The sequence below is a fragment of the Streptomyces sp. NPDC006309 genome, assembly GCF_040613095.1.
In the GTDB taxonomy this organism is placed as follows: Bacteria; Actinomycetota; Actinomycetes; order Streptomycetales; family Streptomycetaceae; genus Streptomyces.
The window spans coordinates 111,906-137,373 of record NZ_JBEXRO010000006.1 but is presented as its reverse complement, the minus strand read 5'-3'; the positions used below and the strand labels follow the sequence as shown (position 1 = coordinate 137,373).

The following is a 25,468-nucleotide window of genomic DNA, read 5'->3' as shown; positions in this document are numbered from 1 at the left end:
GACGGGTGCGGCGCCGGAAGCCGTGCACTCTAGGGAAGTACGCCGATCACCACGTGCGCGTACAGCTCCTCCGACACCGCCAGGCGCGTCGACAGACCCGCCCGGGTCAGCACCTCGGCCGCGTCCGCCGCCTGGCGCTCGCTGGTCTCGGTCAGCAGACAGCCGCCGGGCGCCAGCCAGCCGGGCGCCCCGGCGGCCACCCGGCGCAGCACGTCCAGTCCGTCCGCGCCGCCGTCCAGGGCGACCAGCGGTTCGTGGTCGCGGGCCTCCGGCGGCAGCAGGGGCACATCGGCGGTCGGGACGTACGGCACGTTCGCCATCAGCACGTCGACCCGGCCGCGCAGACCGGCGGGCAGGGCGTCGTACAGGTCGCCCTGGTGCGCCCGGCCGCCGAAGGCGCCGAGATTGCGGCGGGCGCAGCGTACGGCGACCGGGTCGATGTCGGCGGCGTGGACCTCGGCACCGCCCAGGACGGCGGCGAGGGCCGCGCCCAGCGCGCCGGAACCACAGCAGAGGTCCACGGCGACGGCCGCGTGGGGGGCCGCGGCCAGCGCCTGGTCGACCAGGAACTCGGTGCGGCGACGGGGCACGAACACCCCGGGTTCCACGGTGATGCGCAGTCCGTGGAATCCGGCCCAGCCGAGGACCTGTTCGAGCGGCAGCCCGGCGGCGCGCCGTTCCACCATGAGGGCCGCATCTCCGGGGACACGGGCGGCGGCGAGGATCAACTCCGCCTCGTCCTCGGCGAAGACGCACCCGGCGGCACGGAGGGCGGAGACGACGGCGGAGGGGGAAGGCGGTACGGGAGTGGGCATGGAAGCCGGAAGCCTTTCGGGAGCGCGAAGCATCAGGGCGCTCCCGCGGTCACCGCTGCCGGTGTACCGCGCCGTCACGAGGAGAGAGCACCCCTGCCGACACAGCGGTAATGGGACTCACCTCCTCGCCATCGGGGCCGCGGACACCCGCGGCCGGACGGTCACCATACCGCAACGCTCGGACACGACTCCCCCGCCGGGGAAACGGGAACGGCCGCGTGCGTCACGCGGCCGTGGGTCCGTCTTCCGGGGGTACCGGGCGCCCCGTCAGGACGGGTCGGCGGACCCCCGTGAGGACGGGTCGGCGGACCCCCGCGAGGGCGGTTGTCAGACGCCGACCGTCTCCTCGATCTCTTCCTCCGCCTCTTCCTGCGCGTCGGCCTCGGTCTCCGCCTCGGTTCCCTTGCGGGCCGCCGGTTCGGCGGACGTGGTGCCGGCGACCGGCCCGGTGCCGCCCTCGGGGTGAGCGGTCCGCCGAAGGGGGCGCCGGGTGCGCTCGTACACGGCGGCGGCCGCGGTCACCAGGAGGCCGGCCAGCAGCCAGCCCGCCAGGGTCCACACGTTGCGCGCGAGGCCGTCGTTGCCGAAGTAGAGCAGGCTGCGGGCGCCCTCGACGAAACCGGCGCCGTTCCAGAAGGCATGCAGAGTGCCGAAGAAGCCGTTCTGGAGCTCGGGCCGGAACAGGCCGCCGGAGCTGGTGAAGTTCAGCATCACGAAGAGCACCATCATGGCCAGCGTGGTCCACCGCTTGAGGAACGTGTGCAGACCGACGCCGACGAGGAGAATGCCCGCCGAGTACAGCCAGGCCATGCCCCACACACCCGCGAGGTCGTGGTGGGCGAGGTGGAACACCGGGCCGGCGAGCAGCGCGCCGATGCCGCCGACCACGGCGGAGACGCCGAGCGCGAGCAGCGCCCGGACACGCATCGCGAGCGCGGCCCCCGCGGCCCCGAGGGCGGCGACCGAGGCGTAGGAGCCGATGCTGACCGCGACCAGCAGGAAGAACAGGCCCTGGCCGGTGGGGTCGTCGGCGACCGGCGCGGCCACGTCGGTGACCTTCAGCGGGGTGCCCCGCTCGGCGGCCACCGGCGTGAAGACCTTCTCGACGGCCGTCGCGCCCATGTCGGACGCGGCGGTGGCGACCAGCAGCTCGGGCGCCTTGGCGCTGGGCACATAGGCGCCGGTGACATCCCGGGACTCGAGCAGCCGGACGGCGTCGGCGCGGGTGGCGACCGTACGGACGTCGAGCTTGTCCCCCGCGGTGTCCTTCACCGTCTGCGCGAAGACCTTGGTCTGCACGGCGGTGCCGACGACGGCGACCGGCAGGTGGTGCGGCTCCGGGGTGACGAACGCCCCCATGTACGCCAGCCCCATGCCGATGCACATCAGCAGCGGGGTGATCAGGTGCGTGAGCACATGGCGCAGTGCCGGTGACCTCATCGCGGGCGACCTCCAAAAGTTGACTTATACAACTCACGTTCTAGTTGTAGTCTACAACTAGAACTCCGGAGGAGGTATTCCCGTGAGCGCAGCGGAGTCGGCCGTCGAGACGATCCAGCGCGAGATGACGATCTTCGCCCGCCGGGCCCGGGCCTCGGCGGGCCGCATGCACCCTGAGCTGTCCCTGGTGTCGTACACCCTGCTGGGCCACCTGGAGGAGCGCGGCGGCTGCCGGGCGACCGACCTGGCGGCCCACTACGCGCTGGACAAGTCCACGGTGAGCCGCCAGGTGGGCGCGCTGGAGCGGGCCGGACTGATCGAACGCCGGCTGGACCCGGAGGACCACCGGGTCCAGGTGCTGCATCTGACCGAGGCCGGCGAGGACATCCTCGCCCAGGTCACCCGCAGCCGCCGGACCGCGTTCCGGGAGCGGCTCGCGGACTGGCCCGAGGAGGACCTGGTGCGCTTCGCGGCCTATCTGGAGCGGTACAACGCGGCACCGGGCGAGATCGGCCCCGGCACCGGCTGACCGTCCTCCGGGGGCACCGCTCCGGGCGGGCGCCGCCCGGGCTACGGCACCGGTACCGCCGGGCGGCCGTCCGCCAGCCGCTCCGGCGCCCGGGCCGCCAGGAACAGGGTGTGGCGGCGCAGCCGGAAGCCCAGGGACTCGTACAGCCGGACGGCCCTGGTGTTCTGCGCGCCCGTGTGCAGGAACGGGGTGTCGCCGCGCTCCCGGATGCCGTGGGCGACCGCGAGGACCAGCCGGGTGGCCAGTCCCTCGCCGCGGAACGCGGGGTCGGTGCAGACCGCGCTGATCTCGGTCCAGCCGGGCGGACGCAGCCGCTCCCCCGCCATGGCGACCAGCGCGCCGCCGCGCCGGATGCCGAGGTAGGTGCCGAGTTCCAGGGTGCGCGGCAGGAACGGGCCCGGCTCGGTGCGGGCCACGAGGTCGAGCATCTCGGGGACGTCCGCCGGGCCGAGCCGGACCGCTTCCGCGTCCGGAGCGGCGGCGATGCCGTCGTCCACGAACTGCACGCCTTCGACCCGGAAGGTGATCTCCCAGCCGTCCGGTACCTCCCCGCGGTAACCGGGCAGCGGGACCTCGGCGCCCGGCCCCGCCAGTACGGCGAGGTCCGCCCAGTCCTGCGCGTCCGGAACGTCGGGCAGGGCCAGCCAGGGCGAGACGTCGACGGGGTAGCGCAGCACCCGGCCGCGCCGCTCGGCGAAGTGGGCGTGCGGGCCGGTCAGAGAGGCGAGGGCAGGGTTGTCCAGGACGTGCGGGACGCCGGCGGCGGCCGGGCCGGGGCCGCCCGGACTGCTCAGGATGCTCACGCGGCCACCTCGGTCACTGTCGTCGGGACGTACGGCTGGGACATCCTCGCTCCCTCACTTTCCTCGCGCTGTCACCGGCGCTGCTCTCGTACTGTCACCGGTGCGCCGGAGCCGGCACTGAGCGCCAAGGAGACGCACCGGGCCGCGTATTCCCGGCCTCCGGAGAAGTTCATACCGCCGCAACGATCAGGGCGTGACCAGCGACGGGGCAGCCGGAGCGACAGCGTACGGTTGAACCATGAACGTCACGCGAGGCTTCACGGGCCGCCCGCGCGTCCACCGGCCCGGGCTGCCGCCCGGACAGTACGACGCGGGCGACGACTGGCCCGTCCTGTCCGCCGAGGTCACCCCGGACCTCGGGCCCGGCGACTGGTCCTTCCGGATCGACGGCCTGGTCGAACGGCCGCACACCTGGGACTGGGACGCCGCCCACGCGTTGCCGGCGTCGGCGTACGACGGTGACATCCACTGTGTGACCGGCTGGTCGAAGTTCGGCGTGCGGTTCGGCGGCGTCTCGCTCGACGCCTTCTTCGATGTGGTGCGACCCCATGGGTCCGCCACCCATGCCGTCGCCTACTCCCACACGGGCTACACCACGAACCTGCCCCTGTCCGACCTCACCGGCGGCCGGGCCTGGATCGCCTGGGAGTACGGGGGCGGGCCGCTGCCGGCCGAGCACGGCGGCCCGGCGCGGCTGCTGGTGCCCCATCTCTACTTCTGGAAGAGCGCCAAGTGGATCGCGGGCATCACGCTCCTCGACCACGACGAGCCCGGCTTCTGGGAGCGCAACGGCTACCACGCCCGGGGCAACCCCTGGGAGGAGCAGCGGTACTCCGGTGACTGAGAGGACGACCCAGACGGTGTCCGACACCACGGCGACTGACACCACGGTGACCGAGACGGCGATGACTGGGGCGGCGGTGACTGGGACGACGGCCGGGACGACGACTCCCGTGACGCGGTTCGCGGTGCCCGGGCGGATCGCCGTGAGCGAGAGCGCGGCGGCGGTGTGGCAGACCGCCACCCTGACCGAGATCCGGCGCGAGACACCCCGCGCGACCACGTTCCGCCTGGCCGTGCCGGAGTGGGCGGGGCATCTGCCCGGCCAGCACCTGATGCTGCGGCTGACCGCGGAGGACGGCTACGCGGCGCAGCGCCACTACTCGATCGCGTCGGCACCGGACGACTCCGGGCACATCGAGCTGACCCTGGACCGCGTGCCGGACGGCGAGGTCTCCGGCTGGTTCCACACCGTGGCCCGGCCCGGTGACACGGTCGAGGTGCGCGGTCCGGTGAGCGGCTTCTTCGCCTGGCCGGGCGACCGGCCCGCGCTGCTGCTCGGGGCCGGTTCCGGGGTCGTACCGCTGATGTCGATGGTCCGGCACCACCGGGCGCGCGGCCTCACCGTGCCGCTGCGGCTGCTGGTGTCCGCGCGCAGCCCGGAGGAGCTGATCTACGCGGCCGAACTGGGCGCCGAGACGACACCCGTGTTCACCCGCAGTGCCCCGTCAGGTGTGCCGGTGGGACGTATGGCCGCCACACATGTGGCGCCACTCCTGGCCGAGCCGCCGACCGGTGGGTGGGAGGCCTATGTGTGCGGGTCCAACGCGTTCGCCGAGCACGCCTCCCGGCTGCTGGTCGCGGCGGGCCAGCCGGTGGACCGCATCCGGATCGAGCGCTTCGGCTGAGCGACCCCACGCGCGGCGCCCGGCCCCGCACAAGAACCGGTAAGTGACCCGACCACTGCCGGAGCTGTTCACCTCTCCTGCCCCTGTGAAAGCAACCGCTTACTCGTCGCCGACCAGCACCATGCGCACCTCACATCCTGCCTCCACAGAGATCCCTTCCCCGCTCACGACTCTGGCGGGTCGTCCGACCACCCACGTACGGTGAGACGACGCAGTCTCCCCTTATCAAGGCGGTTGTTGATGGCCCTGTTCGACCTCCCCCCCGACGAACTGCGCGAATACCGCAGTGGGTCGGCCGCGCCCGCGGACTTCGACACCTTCTGGGACAAGACGCTCCAGGAGGCCCGCGAGCACGAACTGGACGCGCGGTTCGAGCCGGTGGACACCGGGCTGTCCACGGTCGAGGTGTACGACGTGACGTTCGCCGGGTTCGGCGGTCACCCCGTGAAGGGCTGGCTGCGTCTGCCGGCCGGGGCCACCGAACCGCTGCCGCTGGTCGTGGAGTTCCTCGGCTACGGCGGCGGACGCGGTCTGGCGCACGAGAGTCTGCTGTGGGCGTCGACGGGCCGGGCGCACTTCCTGATGGACACCCGCGGGCAGGGCAGCGCCTGGGGCGGCGGCGGCGCCACGGCGGACCCGGTAGGCGCGGCACCGGCGTACCCCGGTTACATGACACGGGGCATCGAGGCACCGGAGAACTACTACTACCGCCGGGTGTTCACGGACGCCGTGCGGGCGGTCGAGGCGGCCCGCTCGCATCCGCTGGCCGACGCGACGCGGACCGTGGCGCTCGGCGCCAGCCAGGGTGGCGGCATCACACTGGCCGTCGGCGCGCTGGTCCCCGACCTGGTCGCGGTGGCCCCGGACGTGCCGTTCCTGTGCGACTTCCCGCGTGCGACGACCCTGACGGACCGTCACCCGTACCGGGAGATCGGCCTGTTCCTCAAGACGCACCGTGGGCGCCTGTCGGACGCGCTGCGCACCCTGTCCTACTTCGACGGGGTGCATTTCGCGGCCCGCGGGCGGGCGCCGGCCCTGTTCTCGGCGGCGCTGGAGGACCAGACGTGTCCGCCGTCGACCGTGTTCGCGGCGTTCAACGCGTGGGCCGGCGACGACAAGACGATCGAGGTGTACGACTTCAACGACCACGAGGGCGGCGGCCCCTTCCACGAGGCGGCGAAGGTGCGCTGGCTGCGGTCGTACGCCTGATCCGCAGGCCGTGCCCCCGGTGCTGATCCGCAGGCCGCGCCCCGGTGCTGATCCGCCGACGGCACCCCCGGCCGGGGCCGACCGCGCCCCGGCCGGCCCCGGGCGCGCCGCTCCTCCCCGCGGTCCGGCCGGTCGGGTGCCCTACCCGCCCTTCCGCCCGGTCCGACCAGTCGGTACGTTCGGAGCGCCCGGGTCGCGGTGTCGTGGCCCGGCTTCCCGGCGACGACGGAGGCCATATGTCCGCGCAGGAGACACGGCAGACACCCCAGCCGCACGCGAAGATCCACGGGTACTGCGACCCGCGGTTCTCCGCGGCGCGGGAGGCGTTCGAGGAGAACTTCCGGGAGCGGGGTGAACTGGGCGCCGCGGTGGCGGTCACCGTCGCCGGGGAGACGGTGGTGGACCTGTGGGGCGGCTGGGCGGACGCGGCCCGCACCCGGCCCTGGGAGCGGGACACCGTGGTGAACGTGTGGTCGACCACCAAGGGACCGGTGGCGCTGTGCGCGCACATACTCGCCGACCGGGGGCTGCTCGACCTCGACGCACCGGTGGCCTCCTACTGGCCGGAATTCGCCGCCGCGGGCAAGGAGAAGGTGCTCGTCCGGCATCTGCTGTCCCACCGGTCCGGGCTCTGCGGTCTGCGGGAGCCGCACACCCTGGAGGAGTTGTACGACTGGGAGCTGACCACCGCGCGGCTCGCGGCCATGGCGCCCTGGTGGGAGCCGGGCACCCGGTCCGGGTACCACGCGCTGACGTACGGGTTCCTGGTCGGGGAGGTCGTACGCCGCGTCTCGGGGCTGCGGCCGGGGGCCTTTCTGGCGCGGGAGGTGACCGGGCCGCTCGGGATCGACTTCACCATCGGCCTGCCGGAGAGGGAGTCCGGCCGGGCGGCCGAGCTGGTACGCCCGCCGGCCGCGTCGGGCGGCCGGCAGACGGCTCTCTCCGGCCGGCTGGCACCTGCCGCGCTGGCGGCTCTCGCCAATCCCGTGGCCGGAGCGGCGGAGGCGAACAGTCCCGGCTGGCGGGCGGCGGAGATTCCCGCGGCCAACGGGCACGGCACCGCGCGGGCGGTCGCGGCACTGTACGGCGTCTTCGCCGGGCACGGCTCCCACGGGGGCCGGCGGATCCTGTCGCCGGAGGCGGCGGAGCGGGTGCGCGAGGGTCAGGGCAGCTGCCGCGATCTCGTGCTGGGCGCGGGGTTCGAGGGCGAGACGGAGATCGGGCTCGGGCTGTGGCTGAGCGGACCGCAGGGTTCGTACGGGCCCAATGCGCGTGCTTTCGGCCATGACGGGTTCGGTGGTTCCTGCGGGCTCGCCGACCCGGAGGCGAGTGTGTCGCTGGGTTACGTGATGAACCGGATGGGACCTCACATCGCCAACGACCCACGGAAGTCGGCGCTGGTCGACGCCGTCTACCGCGCCCTGTGACGACGCGCCGCGCCTCCGGGTGACCACGCGCCGTGGCGGGCGGATTTCGGCCGAACCGGCGGACCACCCTTCCCTTGTGGTTTAGACCAATGCTAATTGTGGTCGCGCAACGAACCCGTACGGCTACGTTTTGTCACCGACAGGAGGCGCGGCATGGCCCGCACCACCCCCCACGATCCCCCGCCCAGCGACGGCCGGCCCCTGTACGGGCGGATCGCGGCGCTGCTGCTGGAGGAACTGCGCGACGGCACCATTCCGCCCGGCGAGCGGCTGCCAGGTGAGCGGCATCTGGCCGCCTACTTCCGGGTCAGCCGGGAGACCGTCCGGCAGGCCCTGGACGTGCTGCGCCGCAACGGTGTCGTCACCACCGACCGGCGGGGCAGCCACGCCACGCTGCCCGGCCAGCCGGCCGAGGCGCCGCAGTCGCTCACCTTTCCGGTCGGCGCCCGGTCCGCGGACCCCTGCGCGCTGGACCGGGCCACGGTGACCTGGGAGGCTCCGCCGCCGGAGCACGCGACGGCGCTGGGGCTGGCCGCGCACCGGCCGACGCTGGTGCACCGCTACCAGTCGGTCGCGCCGGACGGGCGGTCCCTGCGGACGGCGCTGACATCGTTTTCCGCGGTGGCGCTGGCCGAGGTGGCCGAGCTGGCCCGCTACCGGGACCGGGCCGACGGGGCCACGCCCGCGCAGCTGCGGCGGGCGTACGACTGGATGCGCAAGGCCGGGCTGACCCTGCACCACCGGGACGCCATCACGCAGGTCGGTGACGCCTCCTCGGTGCGGGTGACCCGGCGGGTGCACGACCAGTACGCTCGTCCGCTGGAGATCACCGACCTGGTGGTGAACGCCGAACGGGACGCGCTGGTCTACGAGTTCACGTCACCGGCCGCGGGCTGACCCGGCGTCCGGCGGGCGCCGGCCTTGCGGGCCACGACCAGCCGGGCGCGCGGGCTGCCGTCGGCTCGCCGGCCGAACCCGGGCAGGACACCCAGCTCGACCGTGAAACCGGCGCGCGTCAGCTCCCTTGTCACCGCACCGAGCCGGAAGGCCCGGTAGTACATGACGAACGGTGGCCGCCACAGCGCGTTGCGCACCCGCATCACCGCGTCGAAGCCGGACAGCAGCCAGAAGTCGCGCCGGGTCGGGCGGGGCGGGGCAGGCACCGGGAAGACGAACCGGCCCCCGGGGCGCAGCACGGAGTGGACCTGGGTGAAGAGTCCCGGAAGCTCCCGGGGCAAGAAGTGCCCGAAGGCCCCGAAGGAGACGACGAGATCGAAGGCGGCCGTGAACGGCAGGGCCCGGGCGTCGCCGCGCACCCAGGCGGGGGCGGGGCCGTCGGCGGGGCGCGGCCGGCGGCGGGCGGCATCGAGCATGCCGGTGCTGAAGTCGACGCCGGTGACGCTGCGGTGGCACAACCCTGCCAGCATCTCCGCGCCGGCGCCGGTGCCGCAGCACAGATCGAGTCCGTCCGCGAAGGGACCGAGCGGCGCCAGCGCCGTGGCGTCCAGCACCCGGTCGGAGGTGCGGAAGGGGGTGTGGTCGAACTTCGGGGCGAGCAGGTCGTACCCGTGCTCGACGGACGACAGTGCCTGCACGGCGAGTTCACGGAGCGTGGGGCCTTCGGGACCGAACATTCCGTGAGCCTAGGCGCCGTGCCGGCGGCCGGGCGAGACGCGCGGTGGGCGGCACCCCGTCAGCCGTAGGCGGCGTGGCAGAGCCGCACGATGTCCGGCGCGGCCACGCCGTCCGCACGGCGGCACACGTCGCGCATCCCCTCCGTGGGCGGCCGGTGGACGTGACGGCGGTGCGGGGCGGGGTGCCGTACGGGGGAACGGCGCCGCGGGCGCGGGTGGTGGGCCCGCGGGGCGGCGGGCCGTGCCCGGCGGGGCACGGCGGGCACGGCTCCGCGTACGGGCGCGGTGTGGCTTCCCGGGGCGGCTTTCCTCTCCCGGGCAGCCGCCGGGGCGTGCGCCTCCCGGTGCCCGGGGCCCGTGCGCACGAGCGCCGCGGGCCCGGACGGAGGGCTGAGCGGCGCGCGGACGGCCGAGGGTGCCGCCGCCGCGTCCGGTGCGAACGGGCGCTGGGAACGGGCGGGGTCCGGCAGGGCGCCGGGGCGGACGGTGGTGCAGCCGGCGACGCTCACGAGCGCCGCGACCAGGAGCGGAAGTAGTCGGCGAGACACCCGACCACTGTGCTGCACGGGGAGTGGTTTCGGTGGGCGGGACGCGGTACGACCACTCCGACGAGCGATCGGCCGGGCACGGGCTGGACGGCTGGACCGGTGCGCCCGCCCTCAGCGGTCCGGCCTCCGTCAGCGGTCCGGCCGTCGTCAGCGGTCCGGCCGCCGTCACGGGTCCGGCCGTGAGCGGTCCGACCGCCGTCAGGGAGTCCGGGCCGCCAGTGGGCAGGGTGCCGTCAGCGGTCCGGCCGTCAGTGATCCGGGCCCGGCACGGCACCGCTCGGCGCGGTGTCGCGGCGGCGTGCCAGGATCGCGAGGACGCGCTCGCACCAGCGCAGGTTCTCCTCCTCCAGCGCGATCCCGCCCATGAGGGTGAGGTACGGCCCGACGCGTTCGGCCGTGCGCAGGAACTCCTCCTCCGTGCGCCCGTCGAGCAGCCGGTCGCGCACCCGCAGGTAACGGCCGAGTTTGCCGCGCGCCCAGCCCATCCGTTCCTCGATCAGCGCCCGGGTGACCTCCGGGTCGCCGCCGTCCATCGCCTGGACCTTGATGAGCAGTTCGTCGCGCAGGGCGGCGGGCCGCTTGGGCGGCTGCGCGGCGAAGGCGCTCAGTTCGGCCCGGCCGGCCCGGGTGAGGGTGAACATCCGCTTGTTGGGCCGGCGTTCCTGCTCCACCGTGCGGGCCCGGACCAGCCCGTCGTGTGCGAGGCGCTCCAGTTCCCGGTAGAGCTGCTGCGGGGTGGCGGGCCAGAAGTTCGCGAGCGAGACGTCGAACGTCTTCGACAGTTCGTAGCCCGATGCCTCGCCCTCCAGGAGGGCGGCCAGGACGGCGTACCTGAGCGACATGTGGACAGGCTAACAGCCGTTGATTACTCTCATCCGCACTTATTCAATTAATTGACTATGCGAGGTGATCCGCATGCGCGCGTTCCGTGAGGCGGTCGAGGCCCGGGACATGGCTGCCGTGGAGGCGCTGCTGGCCGAGGACGTCGTCTTCACCAGCCCGGTCGTGTTCAAGCCGTACACCGGCAGGGCGATCACCGCGGCGATCCTCCGCGCGGTCGTGGAGGTCTTCGAGGACTTCCGCTACGTCCGGGAGATCGGCGACCCGGACGGATCGGAGCACGCGCTGGTCTTCCGGGCCGATGTGGGCGGCCGGGAGCTGACCGGCTGCGACTTCCTGCACGTCGACGAGCACGGCCTGATCGACGAGTTCATGGTGATGGTCCGGCCGCTGTCGGGTGCGCAGGCCCTCGCCGAGGCCATGGGGGCGCGGTTCGGGGAGATCACCCGGGAGGCCGGGGCGCGGCCGGTGTGAGCGCCCGGTCCGCGCGCCCGGTACCGCCGGGTCAGTCCCTGAGCTGCCGCAGCGTCGCCCTGGCGTCCGTCTTCAGCCAGCCGGTGATGTCGGTGAGCGCGGGCGGGTTCTTGTCCTGGGAGTACGAGGTGAGGTACAGGCTGTAGGTCATCACGTACGTCACCCAGCCGTCGCGGACGGCGAGCGTGGCGTAACGGGAGCCGCCGGAGGAGCCGCTCACGGTGTCCTCGCTGATCAGGTAGGCCTCGTCGCCGATGCCCTGGACCGGTTCGACGTCGTAACCGGAGTGACTCTCACCGTAGTTCTTCCAGCCGGCCGTGAACTCGGGCCCGGGGTCGGTCTTCTTGTGCAGGTCCAGCTGGAGGGTCAGGTAGGCGTCCGCGTACGACGAGCCGGACTTCTTCAGGCTCAGGCTGCAATAACCCTCGTCCAGCGCCTTGTCCTTGAGGGAGGTACGGGTCGGCGCGGAGTCCTCCTGGGGGTACTCGTCCTTGAAGGAGGAGTAGTCGGCGCCGGAGCACAGGTTGGAGGGCGCCGAGTAGCCGCGCAGGTCCGCGCTGTCGCTCCTGGCGCCGATGAGGAAGACACCGGCCGCCCATGCGGCGGAGGCCACGACGGCGCCGACGACGGCCCACAGCACCGCGCGGCCGGCCCCGCCGCCACCGGACGGGGGAACGGGCGGAACGGGACCGAACGACGGCGTCTGGGCGTAGGGGTTCCCGTGCTGCGGGTGCCCGGGACCGGGGCCGCCGACCAGCGTGGGCTGTGCGTAGAAGGCACCGGCCGGGGGTGACTGCGGGTGCGGGTAGGGATAGGCCGTCGGCTGCGCGGGGACGGCCGGTTGCGGTGCGGCCTGCTGGGGCTGCTCGGGCTGCGGCGCGGGCTGACCGCCAGGCTGCGGGGACTGCGGTGGCGTGGACATGCCGTGAAGATAGTGCACGGTTGACGGTCAAGTCCCCTGACGTCCGGGACTGTTATGGTCTAGGGACATTTGTTACGGGCTCTGTCCGTACGGCCGTACGCGGCTCGCGCCGCCGGCGGCCCCAGGCGCACCGGCAGACTCCGCACACTGTTGCAGACGAAGCCCGCGCGCGGCGCCAGGTCGTCGTCCGGCACGGCGAGACGAGAGCGCCGGGAACCGGATGAACAGCCGGTCAAGGGCGACCGTGGCCTCCAGCCAGCCAGCGGTGCGCCCAGGCAGTAGTGGGCGCCGTGCCCCGGGGAGAGGTGCCGGGCGGCACCGGGCCGCGCGGGCCGGGGCGGGGTGGGCGTACAGGGCGCGTACGGCGTTGGAACCGAACGTCCACACCCAGGAGTTCGCAGATCAACCCCCGTCGGCAGGGGCAGGGCGAAGTGCCGTCGCAGATCGGCGACACCGTCGCCCGCGGCGGCGGCCCGCGCCAGAGTGTCGAGCAGCGCGCCGGTCAACTCCTTGACGCGCGGGCGCAGTACGGCGACCCGCCGGGGAGTGAACCCCCGGCCGCGAGGGACCGCAGCCGCCGGTGGTCGTCGCCGTCGGCTGTGGTCATGCCCGGGACGGCGGCGAACGTCAGCAACGGCCGGCCCCCGGCGATCCGGCCCTCCCGCAGTGCCGTGAAGTGACGTGCTTGCTTGGCGACTTCGGGATGCTGAGGTGTAACTCCGTCAGCGCCTCGTGCCCGAGTACGGCCATGCCCTCGATCCCGCCGGGCAGCTCGACCGGGGCCACGGCACCCCGGACCGGCAGCCGCGCGTCGACGGCGTGCGGTCAACCGCCGGCGGGGTGCTTGCGGTGCGGGGTGCGCGCGGGTGTGGTCTCCACCGGAAGTCTCCTGACGTTCCTCTGACAAGACGGTCGATCGTGGTCCCGCGGCGGTACCCCACCTCACGAACCGGCGCGCACCTCTCTCCGTTGCGCGGCCGCAGCGGGAATGGTCCGGCCCGGCGGCTTGTTGACGCGGTCCGGGACACAGCACCCCGCCGGGTGGTACGGTTCCTTCAGCACTCGTGCACGCCCACCGTGGCCGCCGGTGCCAGTCTCCCTCCTTCACGCTGATCTGTTCGCCGTTTCCCGGATTTCCGGCTCCCGGCCCGTCAGCTTCTCCGCACATCCGGCACAGGCGTCCCGTCCCGTGCCCCAGGTGCCGTTCCCGCCGCCCGGAGGCCGCCGTCCGCGCCTCCCTCTCGCGGCCACACCCCCTTGTCACACTCTCGTTCCGTCCGTGAAAGGACACCCCCCTCATGACCACCACACTCGAACACCCGCCCGAGGTCCGGCAGCACCAGGCCGCCCCGACCGTCACCGGTGTCCTGGACATCGACGCGCACGGCAAGGGGCACCTGAGGGCCGCGAACCTCCTCTCCTCCTCCGCCGACCCGCAGGTCGCGCCGGCGCTGATCCGGCGCCACGCCCTGCGCCCGGGCGACCTGGTCGAAGGCGTCCGGGGCGCACAGCGCGCGCTGACCGAGGTGGCGCGCGTCAACGGCCGCGCTCCCGGCGACCTCCGCTCCCGGCGGCACTTCCGCGACCTGACCCCGCTCCACCCGCACCGGCGCCTCCGCCTCGAACACCCCGCCTCCGGATTGGCCGGACGCGTCACCGACCTGCTCGCGCCCGTCGGCAAAGGACAGCGCGGCCTGATCGTGGCACCGCCGAAGAGCGGCAAGACCGTGCTGCTCCAGCAGCTCGCCGCCGCCGTGGCCGGCAACCACCCGGAGTGCCGGCTGATGGTCGTACTGCTCGACGAGCGGCCCGAGGAGGTCACCGAGATGCGCCGCTCGGTGCGCGGCGAGGTGTACGCCTCCACGTTCGACCGGTCGCCCCGGGACCACATCGCCCTCGCCGACCTCGTCGTGGAGCGGGCCGAACGCCTGGTGGAGGCCGGTGAGGACGTCGTCGTCCTGCTGGACTCGCTGACCCGGCTGTGCCGGGCCCACAACAACGCCTCCGCCGCGGGCGGCCGTACCCTGAGCGGCGGTGTCGACGCGGGCGCGCTGCTCGGCCCCAAGCGCTTCTTCGGCGCCGCCCGGCAGGCCGAGGAGGGCGGTTCGCTCACCATCCTCGCCACCGTGCTCGTGGACACCGGCTCCCGCGCCGACGGCTACTTCTTCGAGGAGCTGAAGGGCACGGGCAACATGGAACTCCGTCTGGACCGGGAACCCGCCGCCCGCCGGGTCTTCCCCGCTGTGGACATCGACACCACCGGCACCCGCCGCGAGGAACTGCTCCTCACCCCGGCCGAGTTGACGGCCGTCACCGGTCTGCGCCGCGCCCTGCGCTCCCGGGAGACCGGGCCGGCCGCCCTGGAGACCCTCCTGGCACGTCTGCGCGCCACACCCGACAACGCCGCGTTCCTGCGGCAGATCCGGCCCACCCTGCCGGCCGGCTGACCCCGGGCCGGGAGGGCGCCGGGTGCGGCATCCGGGTTGCCCCGTTGGGCCGAACGGCCCGGGCAGCGCGGCACACACGGACCCCTCTCCGTACGTTGATCGTATGATCACCGGACTTGCTTATCGGGCGGCTGTGTCGGCCTGCTCCCTGTGCGTGACCGGCCTGCTGGTGCTCACGCCGGCCGCTGCCGCCGCCGGCCACCGGAGCGGGGAACCCGCACCGTCCGCCCCCCGGGCCGCGACACCCGGGCCCGCCCTGCTCTACCGCTCCGGCACCCAGGTCCGGCCGCGCGGGGGCGCGCCCGCGGTGCCGGACGTGTCGGCGCTGTCCTGGCTGGTCGCCGACGCGGGCAGCGGGGAGGTGCTGGCCGCGGGCGACGCCCACCGCAGGCTGCCGCCCGCGAGCACCCTCAAGACTCTGTTCGCGCTCACCGTGCTGCCGACGCTGCCAGGCGGCATGCGGCACACCGTGCGGTACGAGGAGCTGGAGGACGTCGCCGAGGGCAGCAGCCTGGTCGGCGTCGAGGAGGGTCACACCTACGAGGTGGCCGACCTGTGGCGCGGTGTCTTCCTCAGCTCCGGGAACGACGCCGTGCACGTCCTGGCCTCGCTGAACGGCGGCTGGGACGCCACGGCCGCGCGGATGCAGGTGAAGGCCCGCGCCCTCGGCGCCCTGGACACCCACGTCGTCTCCCCGGACGGCTACGACACCCCCGGCCAGGTGTCCTCCGCCTACGACCTGGCGGTGTTCGGCCGGGCGGGACTGGCCGACCCCGCCTTCGCCCGGTACTGCGCCACCCCCGAGGCCCGCTTCCCCGGTGACGGGTCGCCGTACGAGATCGAGAACACCAACCGGCTGCTGACCGGCGAGGACGGCGTGGCGCCCTACCCGGGGCTCGTCGGCATCAAGAACGGCTACACCAGCAACGCGGGCAACACCCTCGTGGCCGCGGCCCGCCGGGGCGGGCGCACCCTGGTGGTGACCGTGATGAACCCGCAGTCAGGCGGCGGATTCGCCGTGTACGAGGAAGCGCGTGCCCTGCTCGACTGGGGCTTCGCCGCGGCCGGGCAGGTGGATCCGGTCGGGTCGCTGGACGGACTGCGCGCCGCACCCCGTACGGCGTCGTCCGCCAGGCCGGTGGCGGCGGCCACCGCGCCGGCGCCGGACGACGACTCGGGCTGGTCCGGCCCGGCCGTCGTCGCCGGTCTGGGGCTCGGGGCGGGAGCCGTGGCGCTGACGCTGCGGGCCAAGGGCGGCCGCACGTCCCGCGGCTGACCCGGCCGACGGTCGGGGCAGCGGACCCCGGGAGTCAGCACGGACCGCCTCACCGGGCCGGCCGCTCAGAACAGACCGCCTCGCCGGGCCGGCCGCTCAGAACACCGACAGGCCGGTGAGCGTCGTGAACCGGTCCAACGCCGCCACGCCGGCCACCGAGTTGCCGCGCTCGTCCAGTCCCGGACTCCACACGCACAGCGTGCACCGGCCCGGTACGACCGCGATGATCCCGCCGCCGACCCCGCTCTTGCCGGGCAGACCCACGCGGTAGGCGAAGTCACCGGCCGCGTCGTACGTGCCGCAGGTCAGCATGACCGCGTTGACCTGCTTGGCCTGGCTGCGGCTGAGCAGACGGCTGCCGTCGGCGCGGACGCCGTGCCGGGCGAGGAAGCCGGTGGCGAGCGCCAGGTCGGCGCAGGAGGCGGCCACGGAACACTGCCGGAAGTACTGGTCGAGCAGGACCGGCACGTCGTTGCCGATGTTGCCGTAGGACGCCATGAAGTGGGCGAGGGCGGCGTTCCGGTCGCCGTGGGCGGTCTCCGACGCGGCGACCTCCAGGTCGAAGTCGAGGGCGGCGTTGCCGCTCTCGGCGCGCAGGAAGGCCAGCAGTTCCCCGGCCGCGTCCCCGGTACGGGTCTGGAGACGGTCGGTGACGACGAGGGCGCCCGCGTTGATGAAGGGGTTGCGCGGGATGCCGCTCTCGTACTCCAGCTGGACCAGCGAGTTGAAGGGGTTGCCGGAGGGTTCGCGGCCCACGTGCTCCCACAGTTCGTCGCCCTCGCGGGCCAGGTCCAGGGCCAGCGTGAAGACCTTGGTGATCGACTGCGTGGAGAACGGCTGCTGCCACTCCCCCACCCCGTACACCGTGCCGTCCGACTCGGCGACGGCCATGCCGAAACGGCGGGGGTCGCGGGCGGCGAGCGCCGGGATGTAGTCGGCGGACCGGCCACGGCCGGGGGCGCGGTCGATCTCCGCCATGATGCGGTCGAGAACAGGTCGGAACTGCGAGGACATGATCGTCATCATGCCGCACCGCCGGCACCGGGGCGCCCGGGGCGTCGGGCGGCACGCGGGGTACCGCCGCGTCAGATCGCCGGTGCCGTCCCGGTGCCCGCCGGCACCTTCGGCCGCGGCGGGCCGGTGAGCCGTTCGGCGGGCAGCGGCCCTCCTCCAGGACCGGTTCGGCCACGCCCCGGCCCGTCGCCGGAGCCTCCCTGGCGATGTCCGTCGCGGGCCCCCAGCCGGCCGGCACAATCTCCCGGCAGGTGGCGACGAGCGCGGCGGCCCTCTCCGGTGCCGGCAGGCGGAGTCCCTCGTCGGCGAGCGCGGCGGCCTCCTTGACGGCGGCCGGGGCGTCGATCAGGTGCGGGGATCGGGGTGCCGGTGACGGGGAAGTGATCCGGATGCCGGCAGCGAGGCGGATGTTCGTCGCCGGTCCGCCGCTCGACCGGCCGATGGCGTGGTCGTCCGGCTCGGCGGCCGGACCGCTGCGGCCCTACAGCTCGGAGCGCGAACGCCGGGCAGCGTTTCCCACCGGCTGGACCGGTACAACCACCACCGACCCCACACCGGCATCGACGGCCGAACACCAGCCGGCCGCGTCACCAGCCTGTCCGTTCGGCACACCTAGACGCGGGCCGCCGGGTGAACGGGGTCCAGGGCGTCCACCGGCCGCACGCAGCCGACCGGCTCCCCTCCCCCGAGCAACGGTTCCCCCGCGAACTGAGTGAGCGCGGCCGGATCTATGCCGGCCCGGGCCAGGGCCGCCGCGGCGACCGGTATACGCGCCCGGTTCGCCCCGTCGGCGATCTTCACGGCGATGGCGCGGCCGTCGGGCAGCGCGGCCACCTGCACGCCCTCGAAACCGTCCTTGGCGAGCAGCCCGGGCACGGCCCGCATGAGCGCGGCGACGTCCCGGCCGGAGCCGGAGGCCATCTCGGCGTGCTCGCGCATCGCGTCGGCGACGCGTGCCTCGGGCGTGCCGGATGCCGCGGAGGTGATCCGGGCGACGGCACGGGCGAGGCCGTGCAGGGAGACGGCGAACAGCGGGGCGCCGCAGCCGTCCACGGTGACCCGGGCGACGCGCTGGCCGGTGAGTTCCTCCACGGTCTCGGCGACGGCCTGCTGGAGCGGGTGCGCCGGGTCGAGGTAGTCGTCCAGGGACCAGCCGTTGAGGCGGGCGGTCCACAGCATGGCCGCGTGCTTGCCGGAGCAGTTCTGGGCGAGGCGGGAGGGCGCCCGGCCCTCGCGGACCCAGATGTCCCGCACGGCCGGGTCGAACGGCATGTCCGGCACGTTGCGCAGGTCGTTCTCGCCGAGGCCGGCGAGTTCGAGGATGCGCCGGGTGCCGGCGAGGTGGCGCTCCTCGCCGGAGTGGCTCGCGGCGGCCAGCGACAGCAGTTCGCCGTCGAGCGGCAGCCCGGCGCGCACCATGGCCACGGCCTGGACGGGCTTGAGGGCCGAGCGCGGGTAGAAGGCCGCCTCGATGTCACCGAGCCGGAAACGTACCCGGCCGTCGGCTTCCAGGACGACGACGGAGCCGTGGTGGACGCCCTCGACGATCCCGCCGCGGACGAGGTGGGCGACGGGCGTGTGGAGGGGTTCGCGGACGACGGGCGCGCCGGCGGGAGAACTGTCGTACATCACTGCCTGCATCATGGGGTCGGGGTCGGCCGGTACGCGGATCGCGCGTCGGCGCCGGTGGGGGTGGTGGTGCGGGACACACGGACGCGGATGCCGTGTCGGCCCGCGACCGGTGGCTCGGCGACCGACGGCGGACCGGGCACCGTGGTGCGTCCGGTGCCGTCGTCGGCGTACAAGGGGGCCGGGAGGCGGGCGGGGAACGCCCACCCCACGGCGCGGGTCCCGGGACAGCCGGGCAGCTGGTACGACGAACGGCCCGGCTCGCCCTTCCGGCCCCGTGGGACCTGCCGGGCCCGCCGCATCGGCTCGGCCGGCGTGGGCGGCCGGGCCTGCCGGATCCACTGGGCCGGCGTGCCCTTGGGAACCTGCGGGGCTTGCCGGGCCGTGCGAGGCTCCAGGATCCGCTCGGCCGGCGTGCCCTCCCACGTCTGCCCGGCGTGCCGGATGTGCCGGCCCTGCCGTCGGGGCGGCAGCTGACAGGTCTCGGCCGTGCCCCGGATCGCCCGGAGGCCGGTCGCCCCGCGGTCGCGGACGGTCCCGGAACGGGTCGGCGGACGGGAAGCGCGGAAGGCGGACGGAAGCCTCGTTCCGTCCTCGGGGTGCCGCCCGCTCATGTCCCGGTGCCGTCCGTCGCGGCGGCACCCGCCCGCCGGGGACGCATGATGTCGGTGAGGGTCGTCTCGACGCGGTCCAGGTGGTGGCTCATGGCCTCCACCGCGTCGTGTTCGCTGCCGTCGGCGAGCGCCTCGACGATCGCCCGGTGCTCGCGGTCGGACTGCTCGCGGCGTCCGCCCAGCTCGTTGAGGAAGGCCGACTGGCGCGCCAGCGCGTCGCGGATCTCCTCGATGACCCGGCGGAACACCGGGTTCTGGGCGGCCTCGGCCACGGCGAGGTGGAAGAGGGTGTCCATGGCCACCCAGCCGGTGGTGTCCGTCTCCCGTTCCATGCGGTCCAGCAGGTGGGTCAGGTGGTCCAGGTTCTCCGGGGTGCGGCGCAGGGCCGCGTAACCGGCGACCGGGATCTCGATGTGGCGGCGCACTTCCAGCAGGTCGCTGGCCGCGTAGTCGCCGAAGGTGGGGTCCTGCACCGCGTTCGCGACGACGAAGGTGCCCTTGCCGGTCCGGGAGACGGTGAGCCCCATCGTCTGGAGCGCGCGCAGCGCCTCGCGCAGCACGGGCCGGGACACCTCGAGGGTGCGGCACAGCTCGGCCTCGGAGGGCAGCTTGTCGCCGACGGCGTAGGCGCCGCGCTCGATGGCGTCGCGGAGGTGAGCGAGGACCGCCTCCAGGGCGCTCACACGCCGGGGGCCACGACCACCTGTCTGGCTGTCTGACAGGTTCACGGACCGATCCTGCGGCTGCGGGCCGGGGCTGTCAAGGCGGGCCGGGAGAGCACGGAGCGGGATGCGCGGCCCGGGTCGGGCCGCGCATCCCGCTGGGTGACGTGGGGCTGCGGTCAGTTGCTGAGCGTGCCGGTGCCGAGCAGGCCGAGCAGGAGGACGCCGACGACGATCCGGTAGATCACGAAGGCGTTGAAGGAGTGCTTGGCGACGAACTTCAGCAGCCAGGCGATGGAGGCGTAGGCGACCACGAACGACACGACGGTCCCGACGGCCAGCGGGGCCGCGCCCACGCCCGCGCCGAGGGCGTCCTTCAGCTCGTACAGGCCCGCGCCGGTCAGGGCGGGGATGCCGAGGAAGAAGGAGAGCCGGGTGGCGGCGACGCGGTCCAGGTCGAGGATGAGCGCGGTGGACATGGTGGCGCCGGAGCGGGAGAAGCCGGGGAAGAGCAGGGCGAGGATCTGGGAGCAGCCCACCCACATGGCGTCCTTGAAGGACGTGTCGTCCTCACCGCGCTTGTGCCGGCCCATCTGGTCGGCGGCCCACATCACGCCCGAGCCGGCGATCAGCGAGCCCGCGACCACCCACAGCGAGGCGAGCGGGCCGTCGATCAGCGGCTTCGCGGCCAGGCCCACGACGACGATCGGGACGGTGGCGGCGATGACCCACCAGGCGAACTTGTAGTCGTGGTGGTAGCGCTCCTCGCGGTTGGTCAGACCGCGGCCCCAGGCGGTGACGATGCGCCGGATGTCCTTGAAGAAGTACACGAGCACGGCGGCGATGGCGCCGACCTGGATGACGGCGGAGAACCCGACGACGGACTTGTCGTCGACGGGGATGTCCATGAGTCCCTCGACGATCTTGAGGTGGCCGGTCGAGGACACCGGGAGGAACTCGGTCACCCCCTCGACTACCCCGAGGACGACGGCCTGACCGACGGAGATGGCGCTCATGGAATCCAGTTCTGAGGAGAGTGAGGTCGACAGTGCAGTAGACAGTACTGACTCCGCCCGGCCGGGCGACAGGCGCCTAGGCCCACAGGGCGTCGGCCAGTGAGACCCCGGTAAGGGCCGCCGCGAGGCCCGCCGTCACGCTCGCGACGATGTTCAGGGCGGCACAGAGGCCGGATCCGGCCTCGGTCAGCCGCAGGGTCTCGTAGGAGAACGTCGAGTACGTCGTCAGCGCACCGCACAGTCCGGTGCCCACCAGGAGCTGCACCGGCTGTCCGGCGGCTCCGGCGGAGACGGCTCCCGTGAGCAGTCCGAGGACCAGACAGCCCGTCACGTTCACCACGAAGGTGCCCCACGGGAACAGCGAGTCGTGGCGGGCCTGCACGGCGCGGTCGGTGAGATAGCGCAGGGGGGCACCGACGGCCGCCCCCGCGGCGACCAGCAGCCAGTTCACAACGACTTCTTACCCTCCGGGTCCGGGTCCGCCGTGTCCGTTCCGGGCGCGCCCCCGGCCGGGCCTCCTCCCCCGGCCGGGCGGGACGCGGTCCGGAGGGGGACGGCCTCGCACGCCTCCAGGGCCTCACCGGTCAGCTCGTCGAGCTGGGGCAGGAACGCCCGGACGCGTTCCTCGGTGTCCACGACGATCACCGCGACCGGCAGGTCCTCGCTCAGGGACAGCAGACGGGAGGTGTGGATGCGGGAGGAGGCGCCGAAGCCCTCGATGCCCCGGAAGACGCTTGCGCCGGCGAGTCCGGCGGCGTGCGCGCGGTGCACGATCTCGGAGTAGAGCGGCTTGTGGTGCCAGGTGTCGTTCTCGCCGGCGTAGACGGTCAGCCGGAGGGCGCGGTGGGCGGGTGATGTCATCGCTGCCTCCCGGTCAGCACGCGGCGGGCGGCGGCCGAGGCCAGCCGGACCGCCGCGAGGGCCGCGCACAGTGTCGCGGCGAGATACACGGCTCCGAGGCCGGGGCGGCCGGCGTCGGCCAGTCGGCGGATGTCGACCGTGTAGGTGGAGAAGGTGGTGAAACCGCCGAGGACGCCGGTGCCGAAGAACGGCCGCAGGAGGCGGTGGGCGGACCACACCTCGGTGACGAGCACCATGAGCACGCCCATGACGGCGCAGCCGGAGACGTTCGTCCAGAAGGTCGCCCAGGGGAAGCCGCCCGGGGGCGTGGGCCAGGCGAGGGTGAGCGCGTAGCGGGCCAGCGCGCCGAGCGCGCCGCCGGCCGCCACGACCGCGACGACGGGCACCTGCGTACGCCACTGGGACCGCCGGCGTGCCGCGGAACGGACGCCGCGGATCTCGGTACCCGGCGCTGTCATGCTCGTACGTCTCCTGTCCGGCCCGGTCCCGGGGGGCGGTCACGGCCCGGACCAGGGTACCGCCGCCTCAGCGGGCGGCGGGCCGGGCGCAGACCGCCACACCGGGCTCCAGGAGGCTGCCGAGCACCAGGTGGTCGCGGGTCGCGCACACGCTGGTGACCATGCGGAAGCCGGAGCGCCGGCGGGTGAGGTGGTGGACGGTACGGCCCCGGTCGTCGACGGCGACGACGCCGACGGTGCCGCTCGGCCGGTACGGCGCGTGGACGGCGGCCCGGGCGGCGCTGCGGCGGACCGCCGGCGGGGCGCGGTGCAGCAGGTCCAGCGGAGGAACGCGGGGGCCGGCCAGGGCGACCCAGACGGGCCCGTCGGGGCCCTCGCGCCAGAGGTTGTCCGGCATGCCGGGGAGGTCGGCGAAGGGGTCGGCGTGCCCGGCGCGGGGGCCGGTGAGCCGGTAGCGGGTGAGGCGGCAGGAGCCGGTCTCGGCGATCATCAGGAAGGAGCCGTCGGCGCTCGGCGCCAGTCCGTTGGCGAACTGGAGGCCGTCCAGCAGGACCTCGGGTTCGCCGCCGGGGGCGAGCCGCAGCAGCCGCCCGGTACCGGTGTGTTCGACGATGTCGCCGATCCACCGGTGGAGGGGGTAACGGCGGCTGGAGACGGTGAAGTACACGGTGCCGTCGGGCAGGGCGACGGCGTTGCTGCAGAAGCGGAGCCGCTCCCCCGCGACCGAGTCGGCCAGCACGCGGACGGTGCCGTCGTCCGTGCCCACGCGCAGCAGTCCGCGTTCCGCGTCGCACACCAGCAGGTCGCCGTCCGGGAGGAGTTCCAGTCCCAGGGGGCGGCCGCCGGTCTCGGCCAGCACCTCCGTGCGGACCGCGTGCGGGTCGCCCGGGTGGTGGACGCGCAGGATGCGCCCGTCCGCCACGCCGGTCAGCACGCGTCCGTGCAGGTCGGCCACGACGTCCTCCGGTCCGCGCGCGCCCAGACGGACGTGGTGGAGCGGGACGAGTGGCGTGGGTCGGTCCATGTGCGGTCCCTTCTTCACCAGCCCTTTTCGAACATGCGGGCCACCTCGGCGATGCGGATCTCGTCGCGCCGGTAGTAGGTGCGGCAGCAGACCCGGCGGGTGCGCAGCACGCCGAGGCGGGTGAGGAGGTCGAGGTGGGCGGTGGCGGTCCGGCGCGGTACGCCCAGTCCGGCGGCCACGGCCCGCGCGGTGACACCGGTGTCGGCGGAGGCGCGGCGGGCTGCTGGGAAGTGAACCGCCGGGTCCTTGAGCCACTCCAGGATGGTCTGCCGCATCCGGCCCGAGGGGGTTCCCGTCATCCGTCGCCTCCGCTCCCCGGCCTCCTGCTGCGCAGTGTTCCCACTCTGGCCCGGGGCGACCCCGGGCCGCCCGGGACTCGGCGCCCGTTGTCCGGTACCGGACGGCGGTGTGACCGGGAGCGGTCGTACGCCCCCGCCGGGCACGGCGCGGGCCCGGCCGCGGTGTGCGACCGGGCCCGCCGAGGACGGCTCAGCGGTGGCTGAACCACGACAGGGAGGGAAGCCCAGGTCGGCTCAGCGGTGGTTGAACCACGACAGGGAGGGAAGCGCACGGTCGTCGTAGCCGAACAGGGCCTGGTTCTCCCAGCCGTTGCCGGAGGTGGCGTCGGCCGGGTCCCAGCCGTTGCCGGGGACGGCGGTCCAGGTCGCCTCCCAGTAGAAGACGCCGAGGCCCCGGCCGTTCGGCACGGCCTCCACGATGCTCGCCACGTCGTTCATCCACCTGGCCTGGCCGGCCGCGGTCGCCGGGTAGCCGGGGACCAGCTCCGCGGTGGTGTCGATCTGGTTGGTGAGCGGGTCGTCGCTGTCGAGGCGGAAGGGGTAGGCCGTCTCGGCGACGAAGACGGGCTTGCCGTAGCGGGCGGCCGCGTCGTCCAGGGTGGTCTGGAAGTCGGCGAGCGGGCCGTGCCAGTACCCGTAGTAGGACAGACCGATCGCGTCGAACCTCACTCCGTTGGCGAGGGCGTTGTCGAACCACCACTCGGTGCCGGCCTTGTCCCCGCCCTTGGCCAGGTGCAGGGCGACGGGGGTGGCGGAGTTGACGGCCTTGACGGCGTCGTAACCCGAGTTGATCAGTCCTGCGAGCTGGCTCCAGTTGTCCGTGGATCCCTCGGACCACAGCAGGCCGCCGTTGATCTCGTTGCCCACCTGGACCATGTCGGCGGTGGTGCCCTGTGCCTTCAGGGCGCTCAGCACGTCGTACGTGTGGTCGTACACGTCCGTCTTCAGGCGGCTGTAGCTGTGGCCCGCCCAGGCGGCCGGCTTGGTCTGGGCACCGGGGTCGGCCCAGGTGTCCGAGTAGTGGAAGTCGACCAGGAGTTTCATGCCCTGCGCCTTGACGCGTTTGGCCATGGCCAGGACGTGGGCCTTGTCGTTGTAGCCGTCGGCCGGGTTCACCCACACCTTCAGACGGGCGTAGTTCATGCCGGACGACCTGAGGATGGCCAGGGCGTCACCGGCGGTGCCGGAGCCGGTCCGGTAGACGCCGCCCTTGGCCTCGCTCTTGGCGAGGGAGGAGATGTCGGCTCCGTGGACGGAAGTGCCGGAGGTGCCGGTGGTGCCGGACGTGAAGGTCACATCGTCAACGTTGATCCAGTTGCCTGCATTGGCATCACTGTTGACGCTGATGGTGCACTGATTGCCGGTCACCTTGACCGGCGTGACGATGCGTATCCACCCACTGGACGAGACGGGTAGATCCGTGCGCTGTTCGGGGCTGCCGCAGTTCTTCAGGGCGAGATAGGCCGCGTTCTGCCCGCCGCTGGAGCGGACCCACGCGGTGAGCGTGTAGTTCCCGTCGGCCAGTCCGGACAGGTACTGGTAGGTCTCCACCTTGTAGGCGGACGCCGAGTAGTGGCTGAGGCGGTAACTCCCGCCGTGGCCGCCGGACTCGGTGTACGAGGCGCCCGTGTCGCCGTACTCGGACCAGCCGGCGGGCGTGGCCGCCCCCGAACCGCCGGATTCGAAGCCGCCGTTGGTGAGGGTGCTCGCGGCCTGGGCGGTCTGGGCGGGCAGGGCGGTGAGGGCGAGCCCGGCCGCGAGCGGCAGCAGCAGGGCCCTGATGGTGCGTCTGGGATGGAACTTCATCGTCCGTCGTCCCTTCGACGTAACTGGGGAGGG

General features: G+C 73.7%; 27 protein-coding genes and 2 pseudogenes. 10 read left to right on the top strand and 19 right to left on the bottom strand.

The window, feature by feature from the left end:
- Positions 1-29: 29 nt before the first annotated feature.
- Positions 30-815: a putative protein N(5)-glutamine methyltransferase gene (locus ABZ117_RS11465; RefSeq protein ID WP_356819598.1), complete on the bottom strand. Its 786-nt coding sequence runs from the start codon at positions 813-815 to the stop codon at positions 30-32.
- A gap of 327 nt (positions 816-1,142) precedes the next feature.
- Positions 1,143-2,255, bottom strand: coding sequence for a hypothetical protein (locus ABZ117_RS11460; protein WP_356819596.1), 1,113 nt, complete (start codon positions 2,253-2,255; stop codon positions 1,143-1,145).
- A 124-nt stretch (positions 2,256-2,379) separates the two neighbouring features.
- On the opposite strand from ABZ117_RS11460, the gene ABZ117_RS11455 reads away from it, so the two are divergent.
- Positions 2,380-2,784, top strand: coding sequence for a MarR family winged helix-turn-helix transcriptional regulator (locus tag ABZ117_RS11455; protein ID WP_356819861.1), 405 nt, complete (start codon positions 2,380-2,382; stop codon positions 2,782-2,784).
- 41 nt (positions 2,785-2,825) lie between these two features.
- On the opposite strand, the gene ABZ117_RS11450 is transcribed toward ABZ117_RS11455, so the two are convergent.
- On the bottom strand, positions 2,826-3,587 hold the full coding sequence (locus tag ABZ117_RS11450) for a GNAT family N-acetyltransferase (protein ID WP_356819594.1): 762 nt from the start codon (positions 3,585-3,587) through the stop codon (positions 2,826-2,828).
- A 238-nt stretch (positions 3,588-3,825) separates the two neighbouring features.
- Here ABZ117_RS11450 and ABZ117_RS11445 point away from each other — a divergent pair, with 238 nt between their 5' ends.
- The 5 genes from ABZ117_RS11445 (at position 3,826) to ABZ117_RS11425 (ending at position 8,808) form a co-directional block, all read left to right on the top strand.
- On the top strand, positions 3,826-4,431 hold the full coding sequence (locus ABZ117_RS11445) for a sulfite oxidase-like oxidoreductase (RefSeq protein ID WP_356819592.1): 606 nt from the start codon (positions 3,826-3,828) through the stop codon (positions 4,429-4,431).
- A gap of 61 nt (positions 4,432-4,492) precedes the next feature.
- Positions 4,493-5,275 carry a ferredoxin reductase gene (locus tag ABZ117_RS11440; protein ID WP_356819859.1) on the top strand — a complete coding sequence of 261 codons (783 nt, stop codon included), beginning with the start codon at positions 4,493-4,495 and terminating at the stop codon, positions 5,273-5,275.
- Between the two features lie 240 nt (positions 5,276-5,515).
- Complete coding sequence (locus tag ABZ117_RS11435; RefSeq protein ID WP_356819590.1) at positions 5,516-6,484, top strand: acetylxylan esterase; 969 nt, start codon at positions 5,516-5,518, stop codon at positions 6,482-6,484.
- Between the two features lie 236 nt (positions 6,485-6,720).
- The gene (locus ABZ117_RS11430) at positions 6,721-7,911 is read left to right on the top strand and encodes a serine hydrolase domain-containing protein (protein ID WP_356819588.1); all 1,191 of its coding nucleotides are present in this window, start codon (positions 6,721-6,723) and stop codon (positions 7,909-7,911) included.
- Between the two features lie 153 nt (positions 7,912-8,064).
- Entirely contained in the window at positions 8,065-8,808 is a 744-nt protein-coding gene (locus ABZ117_RS11425) for a GntR family transcriptional regulator (protein WP_356819586.1), read from the top strand.
- Here the strand turns inward: ABZ117_RS11425 and ABZ117_RS11420 are convergent.
- The 3 genes from ABZ117_RS11420 to ABZ117_RS11410 form a co-directional block, all read right to left on the bottom strand.
- Positions 8,778-9,545, bottom strand: a complete 768-nt coding sequence (locus tag ABZ117_RS11420) for a class I SAM-dependent methyltransferase (RefSeq protein ID WP_356819585.1) — start codon at positions 9,543-9,545, stop codon at positions 8,778-8,780. The two genes, ABZ117_RS11425 and ABZ117_RS11420, sit on opposite strands and share 31 nt — an antisense overlap.
- Before the next feature lie 59 nt (positions 9,546-9,604).
- Positions 9,605-10,093 (bottom strand): hypothetical protein, encoded by a 489-nt coding sequence (locus ABZ117_RS11415; protein WP_356819583.1) that lies wholly within the window; start codon positions 10,091-10,093, stop codon positions 9,605-9,607.
- A 248-nt stretch (positions 10,094-10,341) separates the two neighbouring features.
- Positions 10,342-10,935 (bottom strand): PadR family transcriptional regulator, encoded by a 594-nt coding sequence (locus ABZ117_RS11410; protein WP_356819581.1) that lies wholly within the window; start codon positions 10,933-10,935, stop codon positions 10,342-10,344.
- 73 nt (positions 10,936-11,008) lie between these two features.
- Between ABZ117_RS11410 and ABZ117_RS11405 the strand changes: the two genes are divergently transcribed.
- Complete coding sequence (locus tag ABZ117_RS11405; protein ID WP_356819579.1) at positions 11,009-11,407, top strand: nuclear transport factor 2 family protein; 399 nt, start codon at positions 11,009-11,011, stop codon at positions 11,405-11,407.
- A gap of 31 nt (positions 11,408-11,438) precedes the next feature.
- Here ABZ117_RS11405 and ABZ117_RS11400 read toward each other — a convergent pair whose 3' ends face one another.
- Positions 11,439-12,329, bottom strand: coding sequence for a hypothetical protein (locus ABZ117_RS11400; protein WP_356819578.1), 891 nt, complete (start codon positions 12,327-12,329; stop codon positions 11,439-11,441).
- 59 nt (positions 12,330-12,388) lie between these two features.
- Positions 12,389-13,133, bottom strand: a pseudogene (locus ABZ117_RS11395) (hypothetical protein).
- Between the two features lie 494 nt (positions 13,134-13,627).
- On the opposite strand from ABZ117_RS11395, the gene rho reads away from it, so the two are divergent.
- Positions 13,628-14,776, top strand: coding sequence for a transcription termination factor Rho (rho, locus tag ABZ117_RS11390; RefSeq protein WP_356819576.1), 1,149 nt, complete (start codon positions 13,628-13,630; stop codon positions 14,774-14,776).
- Positions 14,777-14,879: 103 nt separating this feature from the next.
- Positions 14,880-16,052 carry a serine hydrolase gene (locus ABZ117_RS11385; protein WP_356819574.1) on the top strand — a complete coding sequence of 391 codons (1,173 nt, stop codon included), beginning with the start codon at positions 14,880-14,882 and terminating at the stop codon, positions 16,050-16,052.
- 96 nt (positions 16,053-16,148) lie between these two features.
- Here the strand turns inward: ABZ117_RS11385 and ABZ117_RS11380 are convergent, their stop codons facing one another.
- The gene (locus tag ABZ117_RS11380; RefSeq protein ID WP_356819857.1) at positions 16,149-17,075 is read right to left on the bottom strand and encodes a glutaminase; all 927 of its coding nucleotides are present in this window, start codon (positions 17,073-17,075) and stop codon (positions 16,149-16,151) included.
- Positions 17,076-17,542: 467 nt separating this feature from the next.
- Between ABZ117_RS11380 and ABZ117_RS11375 the strand changes: the two are divergent.
- Positions 17,543-17,682: pseudogene (locus tag ABZ117_RS11375) on the top strand (IS481 family transposase); the annotation flags it as partial.
- Here ABZ117_RS11375 and ABZ117_RS11370 read toward each other — a convergent pair.
- From ABZ117_RS11370 to ABZ117_RS11325, 10 genes are all read right to left on the bottom strand, one after another.
- A complete protein-coding gene (locus tag ABZ117_RS11370; RefSeq protein ID WP_356819855.1) occupies positions 17,679-18,695 on the bottom strand; it encodes an asparaginase in 1,017 nt (338 codons plus the stop codon). The pseudogene ABZ117_RS11375 and the gene ABZ117_RS11370 overlap by 4 nt on opposite strands.
- An 11-nt stretch (positions 18,696-18,706) precedes the next feature.
- The gene (locus tag ABZ117_RS11365; protein ID WP_356819572.1) at positions 18,707-19,309 is read right to left on the bottom strand and encodes a hypothetical protein; all 603 of its coding nucleotides are present in this window, start codon (positions 19,307-19,309) and stop codon (positions 18,707-18,709) included.
- On the bottom strand, positions 19,306-20,037 hold the full coding sequence (locus ABZ117_RS11360; protein ID WP_356819571.1) for a FadR/GntR family transcriptional regulator: 732 nt from the start codon (positions 20,035-20,037) through the stop codon (positions 19,306-19,308). Before ABZ117_RS11360 ends, ABZ117_RS11365 begins: the two co-directional genes overlap by 4 nt.
- Positions 20,038-20,150: 113 nt before the next feature.
- A complete protein-coding gene (locus ABZ117_RS11355; RefSeq protein WP_356819569.1) occupies positions 20,151-20,987 on the bottom strand; it encodes an undecaprenyl-diphosphate phosphatase in 837 nt (278 codons plus the stop codon).
- 76 nt (positions 20,988-21,063) lie between these two features.
- On the bottom strand, positions 21,064-21,438 hold the full coding sequence (crcB, locus tag ABZ117_RS11350) for a fluoride efflux transporter CrcB (protein WP_356819567.1): 375 nt from the start codon (positions 21,436-21,438) through the stop codon (positions 21,064-21,066).
- Entirely contained in the window at positions 21,435-21,848 is a 414-nt protein-coding gene (locus tag ABZ117_RS11345; RefSeq protein WP_356819565.1) for a DUF190 domain-containing protein, read from the bottom strand. The genes crcB and ABZ117_RS11345 overlap by 4 nt, the downstream gene beginning before the upstream one ends.
- Positions 21,845-22,306 (bottom strand): CrcB family protein, encoded by a 462-nt coding sequence (locus ABZ117_RS11340; RefSeq protein ID WP_356819563.1) that lies wholly within the window; start codon positions 22,304-22,306, stop codon positions 21,845-21,847. The genes ABZ117_RS11345 and ABZ117_RS11340 overlap by 4 nt, the downstream gene beginning before the upstream one ends.
- A 67-nt stretch (positions 22,307-22,373) precedes the next feature.
- Complete coding sequence (locus tag ABZ117_RS11335; protein ID WP_356819562.1) at positions 22,374-23,330, bottom strand: SMP-30/gluconolactonase/LRE family protein; 957 nt, start codon at positions 23,328-23,330, stop codon at positions 22,374-22,376.
- A 14-nt stretch (positions 23,331-23,344) separates the two neighbouring features.
- Complete coding sequence (locus tag ABZ117_RS11330) at positions 23,345-23,629, bottom strand: helix-turn-helix domain-containing protein (protein ID WP_356819560.1); 285 nt, start codon at positions 23,627-23,629, stop codon at positions 23,345-23,347.
- Positions 23,630-23,863: 234 nt separating this feature from the next.
- The gene (locus ABZ117_RS11325) at positions 23,864-25,435 is read right to left on the bottom strand and encodes a glycosyl hydrolase 53 family protein (RefSeq protein ID WP_356819558.1); all 1,572 of its coding nucleotides are present in this window, start codon (positions 25,433-25,435) and stop codon (positions 23,864-23,866) included.
- Between the last annotated feature and the right edge of the window lie 33 nt (positions 25,436-25,468).

Bases quoted from the DNA above. Each gene is read 5' to 3' on its own strand.
- ABZ117_RS11460 (WP_356819596.1), bottom strand. From the start codon at position 2,255: ATGAGGTCACCGGCACTGCGCCATGTGCTCACGCACCTGATCACCCCG.
- ABZ117_RS11345 (WP_356819565.1), bottom strand. From the start codon at position 21,848: ATGACATCACCCGCCCACCGCGCCCTCCGGCTGACCGTCTACGCCGGC.
- ABZ117_RS11405 (WP_356819579.1), top strand. From the start codon at position 11,009: ATGCGCGCGTTCCGTGAGGCGGTCGAGGCCCGGGACATGGCTGCCGTG.
- ABZ117_RS11435 (WP_356819590.1), top strand. From the start codon at position 5,516: ATGGCCCTGTTCGACCTCCCCCCCGACGAACTGCGCGAATACCGCAGT.
- ABZ117_RS11410 (WP_356819581.1), bottom strand. From the start codon at position 10,935: ATGTCGCTCAGGTACGCCGTCCTGGCCGCCCTCCTGGAGGGCGAGGCA.
- ABZ117_RS11355 (WP_356819569.1), bottom strand. From the start codon at position 20,987: ATGAGCGCCATCTCCGTCGGTCAGGCCGTCGTCCTCGGGGTAGTCGAG.
- ABZ117_RS11385 (WP_356819574.1), top strand. From the start codon at position 14,880: ATGATCACCGGACTTGCTTATCGGGCGGCTGTGTCGGCCTGCTCCCTG.
- ABZ117_RS11380 (WP_356819857.1), bottom strand. From the start codon at position 17,075: ATGACGATCATGTCCTCGCAGTTCCGACCTGTTCTCGACCGCATCATG.
- ABZ117_RS11365 (WP_356819572.1), bottom strand. From the start codon at position 19,309: ATGAGCGGGCGGCACCCCGAGGACGGAACGAGGCTTCCGTCCGCCTTC.
- ABZ117_RS11340 (WP_356819563.1), bottom strand. From the start codon at position 22,306: ATGACAGCGCCGGGTACCGAGATCCGCGGCGTCCGTTCCGCGGCACGC.
- ABZ117_RS11370 (WP_356819855.1), bottom strand. From the start codon at position 18,695: ATGTACGACAGTTCTCCCGCCGGCGCGCCCGTCGTCCGCGAACCCCTC.
- ABZ117_RS11425 (WP_356819586.1), top strand. From the start codon at position 8,065: ATGGCCCGCACCACCCCCCACGATCCCCCGCCCAGCGACGGCCGGCCC.
- ABZ117_RS11400 (WP_356819578.1), bottom strand. From the start codon at position 12,329: ATGTCCACGCCACCGCAGTCCCCGCAGCCTGGCGGTCAGCCCGCGCCG.
- ABZ117_RS11465 (WP_356819598.1), bottom strand. From the start codon at position 815: ATGCCCACTCCCGTACCGCCTTCCCCCTCCGCCGTCGTCTCCGCCCTC.
- ABZ117_RS11335 (WP_356819562.1), bottom strand. From the start codon at position 23,330: ATGGACCGACCCACGCCACTCGTCCCGCTCCACCACGTCCGTCTGGGC.
- ABZ117_RS11455 (WP_356819861.1), top strand. From the start codon at position 2,380: ATGACGATCTTCGCCCGCCGGGCCCGGGCCTCGGCGGGCCGCATGCAC.
- ABZ117_RS11330 (WP_356819560.1), bottom strand. From the start codon at position 23,629: ATGACGGGAACCCCCTCGGGCCGGATGCGGCAGACCATCCTGGAGTGG.
- rho (WP_356819576.1), top strand. From the start codon at position 13,628: ATGACCACCACACTCGAACACCCGCCCGAGGTCCGGCAGCACCAGGCC.
- ABZ117_RS11325 (WP_356819558.1), bottom strand. From the start codon at position 25,435: ATGAAGTTCCATCCCAGACGCACCATCAGGGCCCTGCTGCTGCCGCTC.
- ABZ117_RS11430 (WP_356819588.1), top strand. From the start codon at position 6,721: ATGTCCGCGCAGGAGACACGGCAGACACCCCAGCCGCACGCGAAGATC.
- ABZ117_RS11445 (WP_356819592.1), top strand. From the start codon at position 3,826: ATGAACGTCACGCGAGGCTTCACGGGCCGCCCGCGCGTCCACCGGCCC.
- ABZ117_RS11440 (WP_356819859.1), top strand. From the start codon at position 4,493: ATGACTGGGGCGGCGGTGACTGGGACGACGGCCGGGACGACGACTCCC.
- ABZ117_RS11420 (WP_356819585.1), bottom strand. From the start codon at position 9,545: ATGTTCGGTCCCGAAGGCCCCACGCTCCGTGAACTCGCCGTGCAGGCA.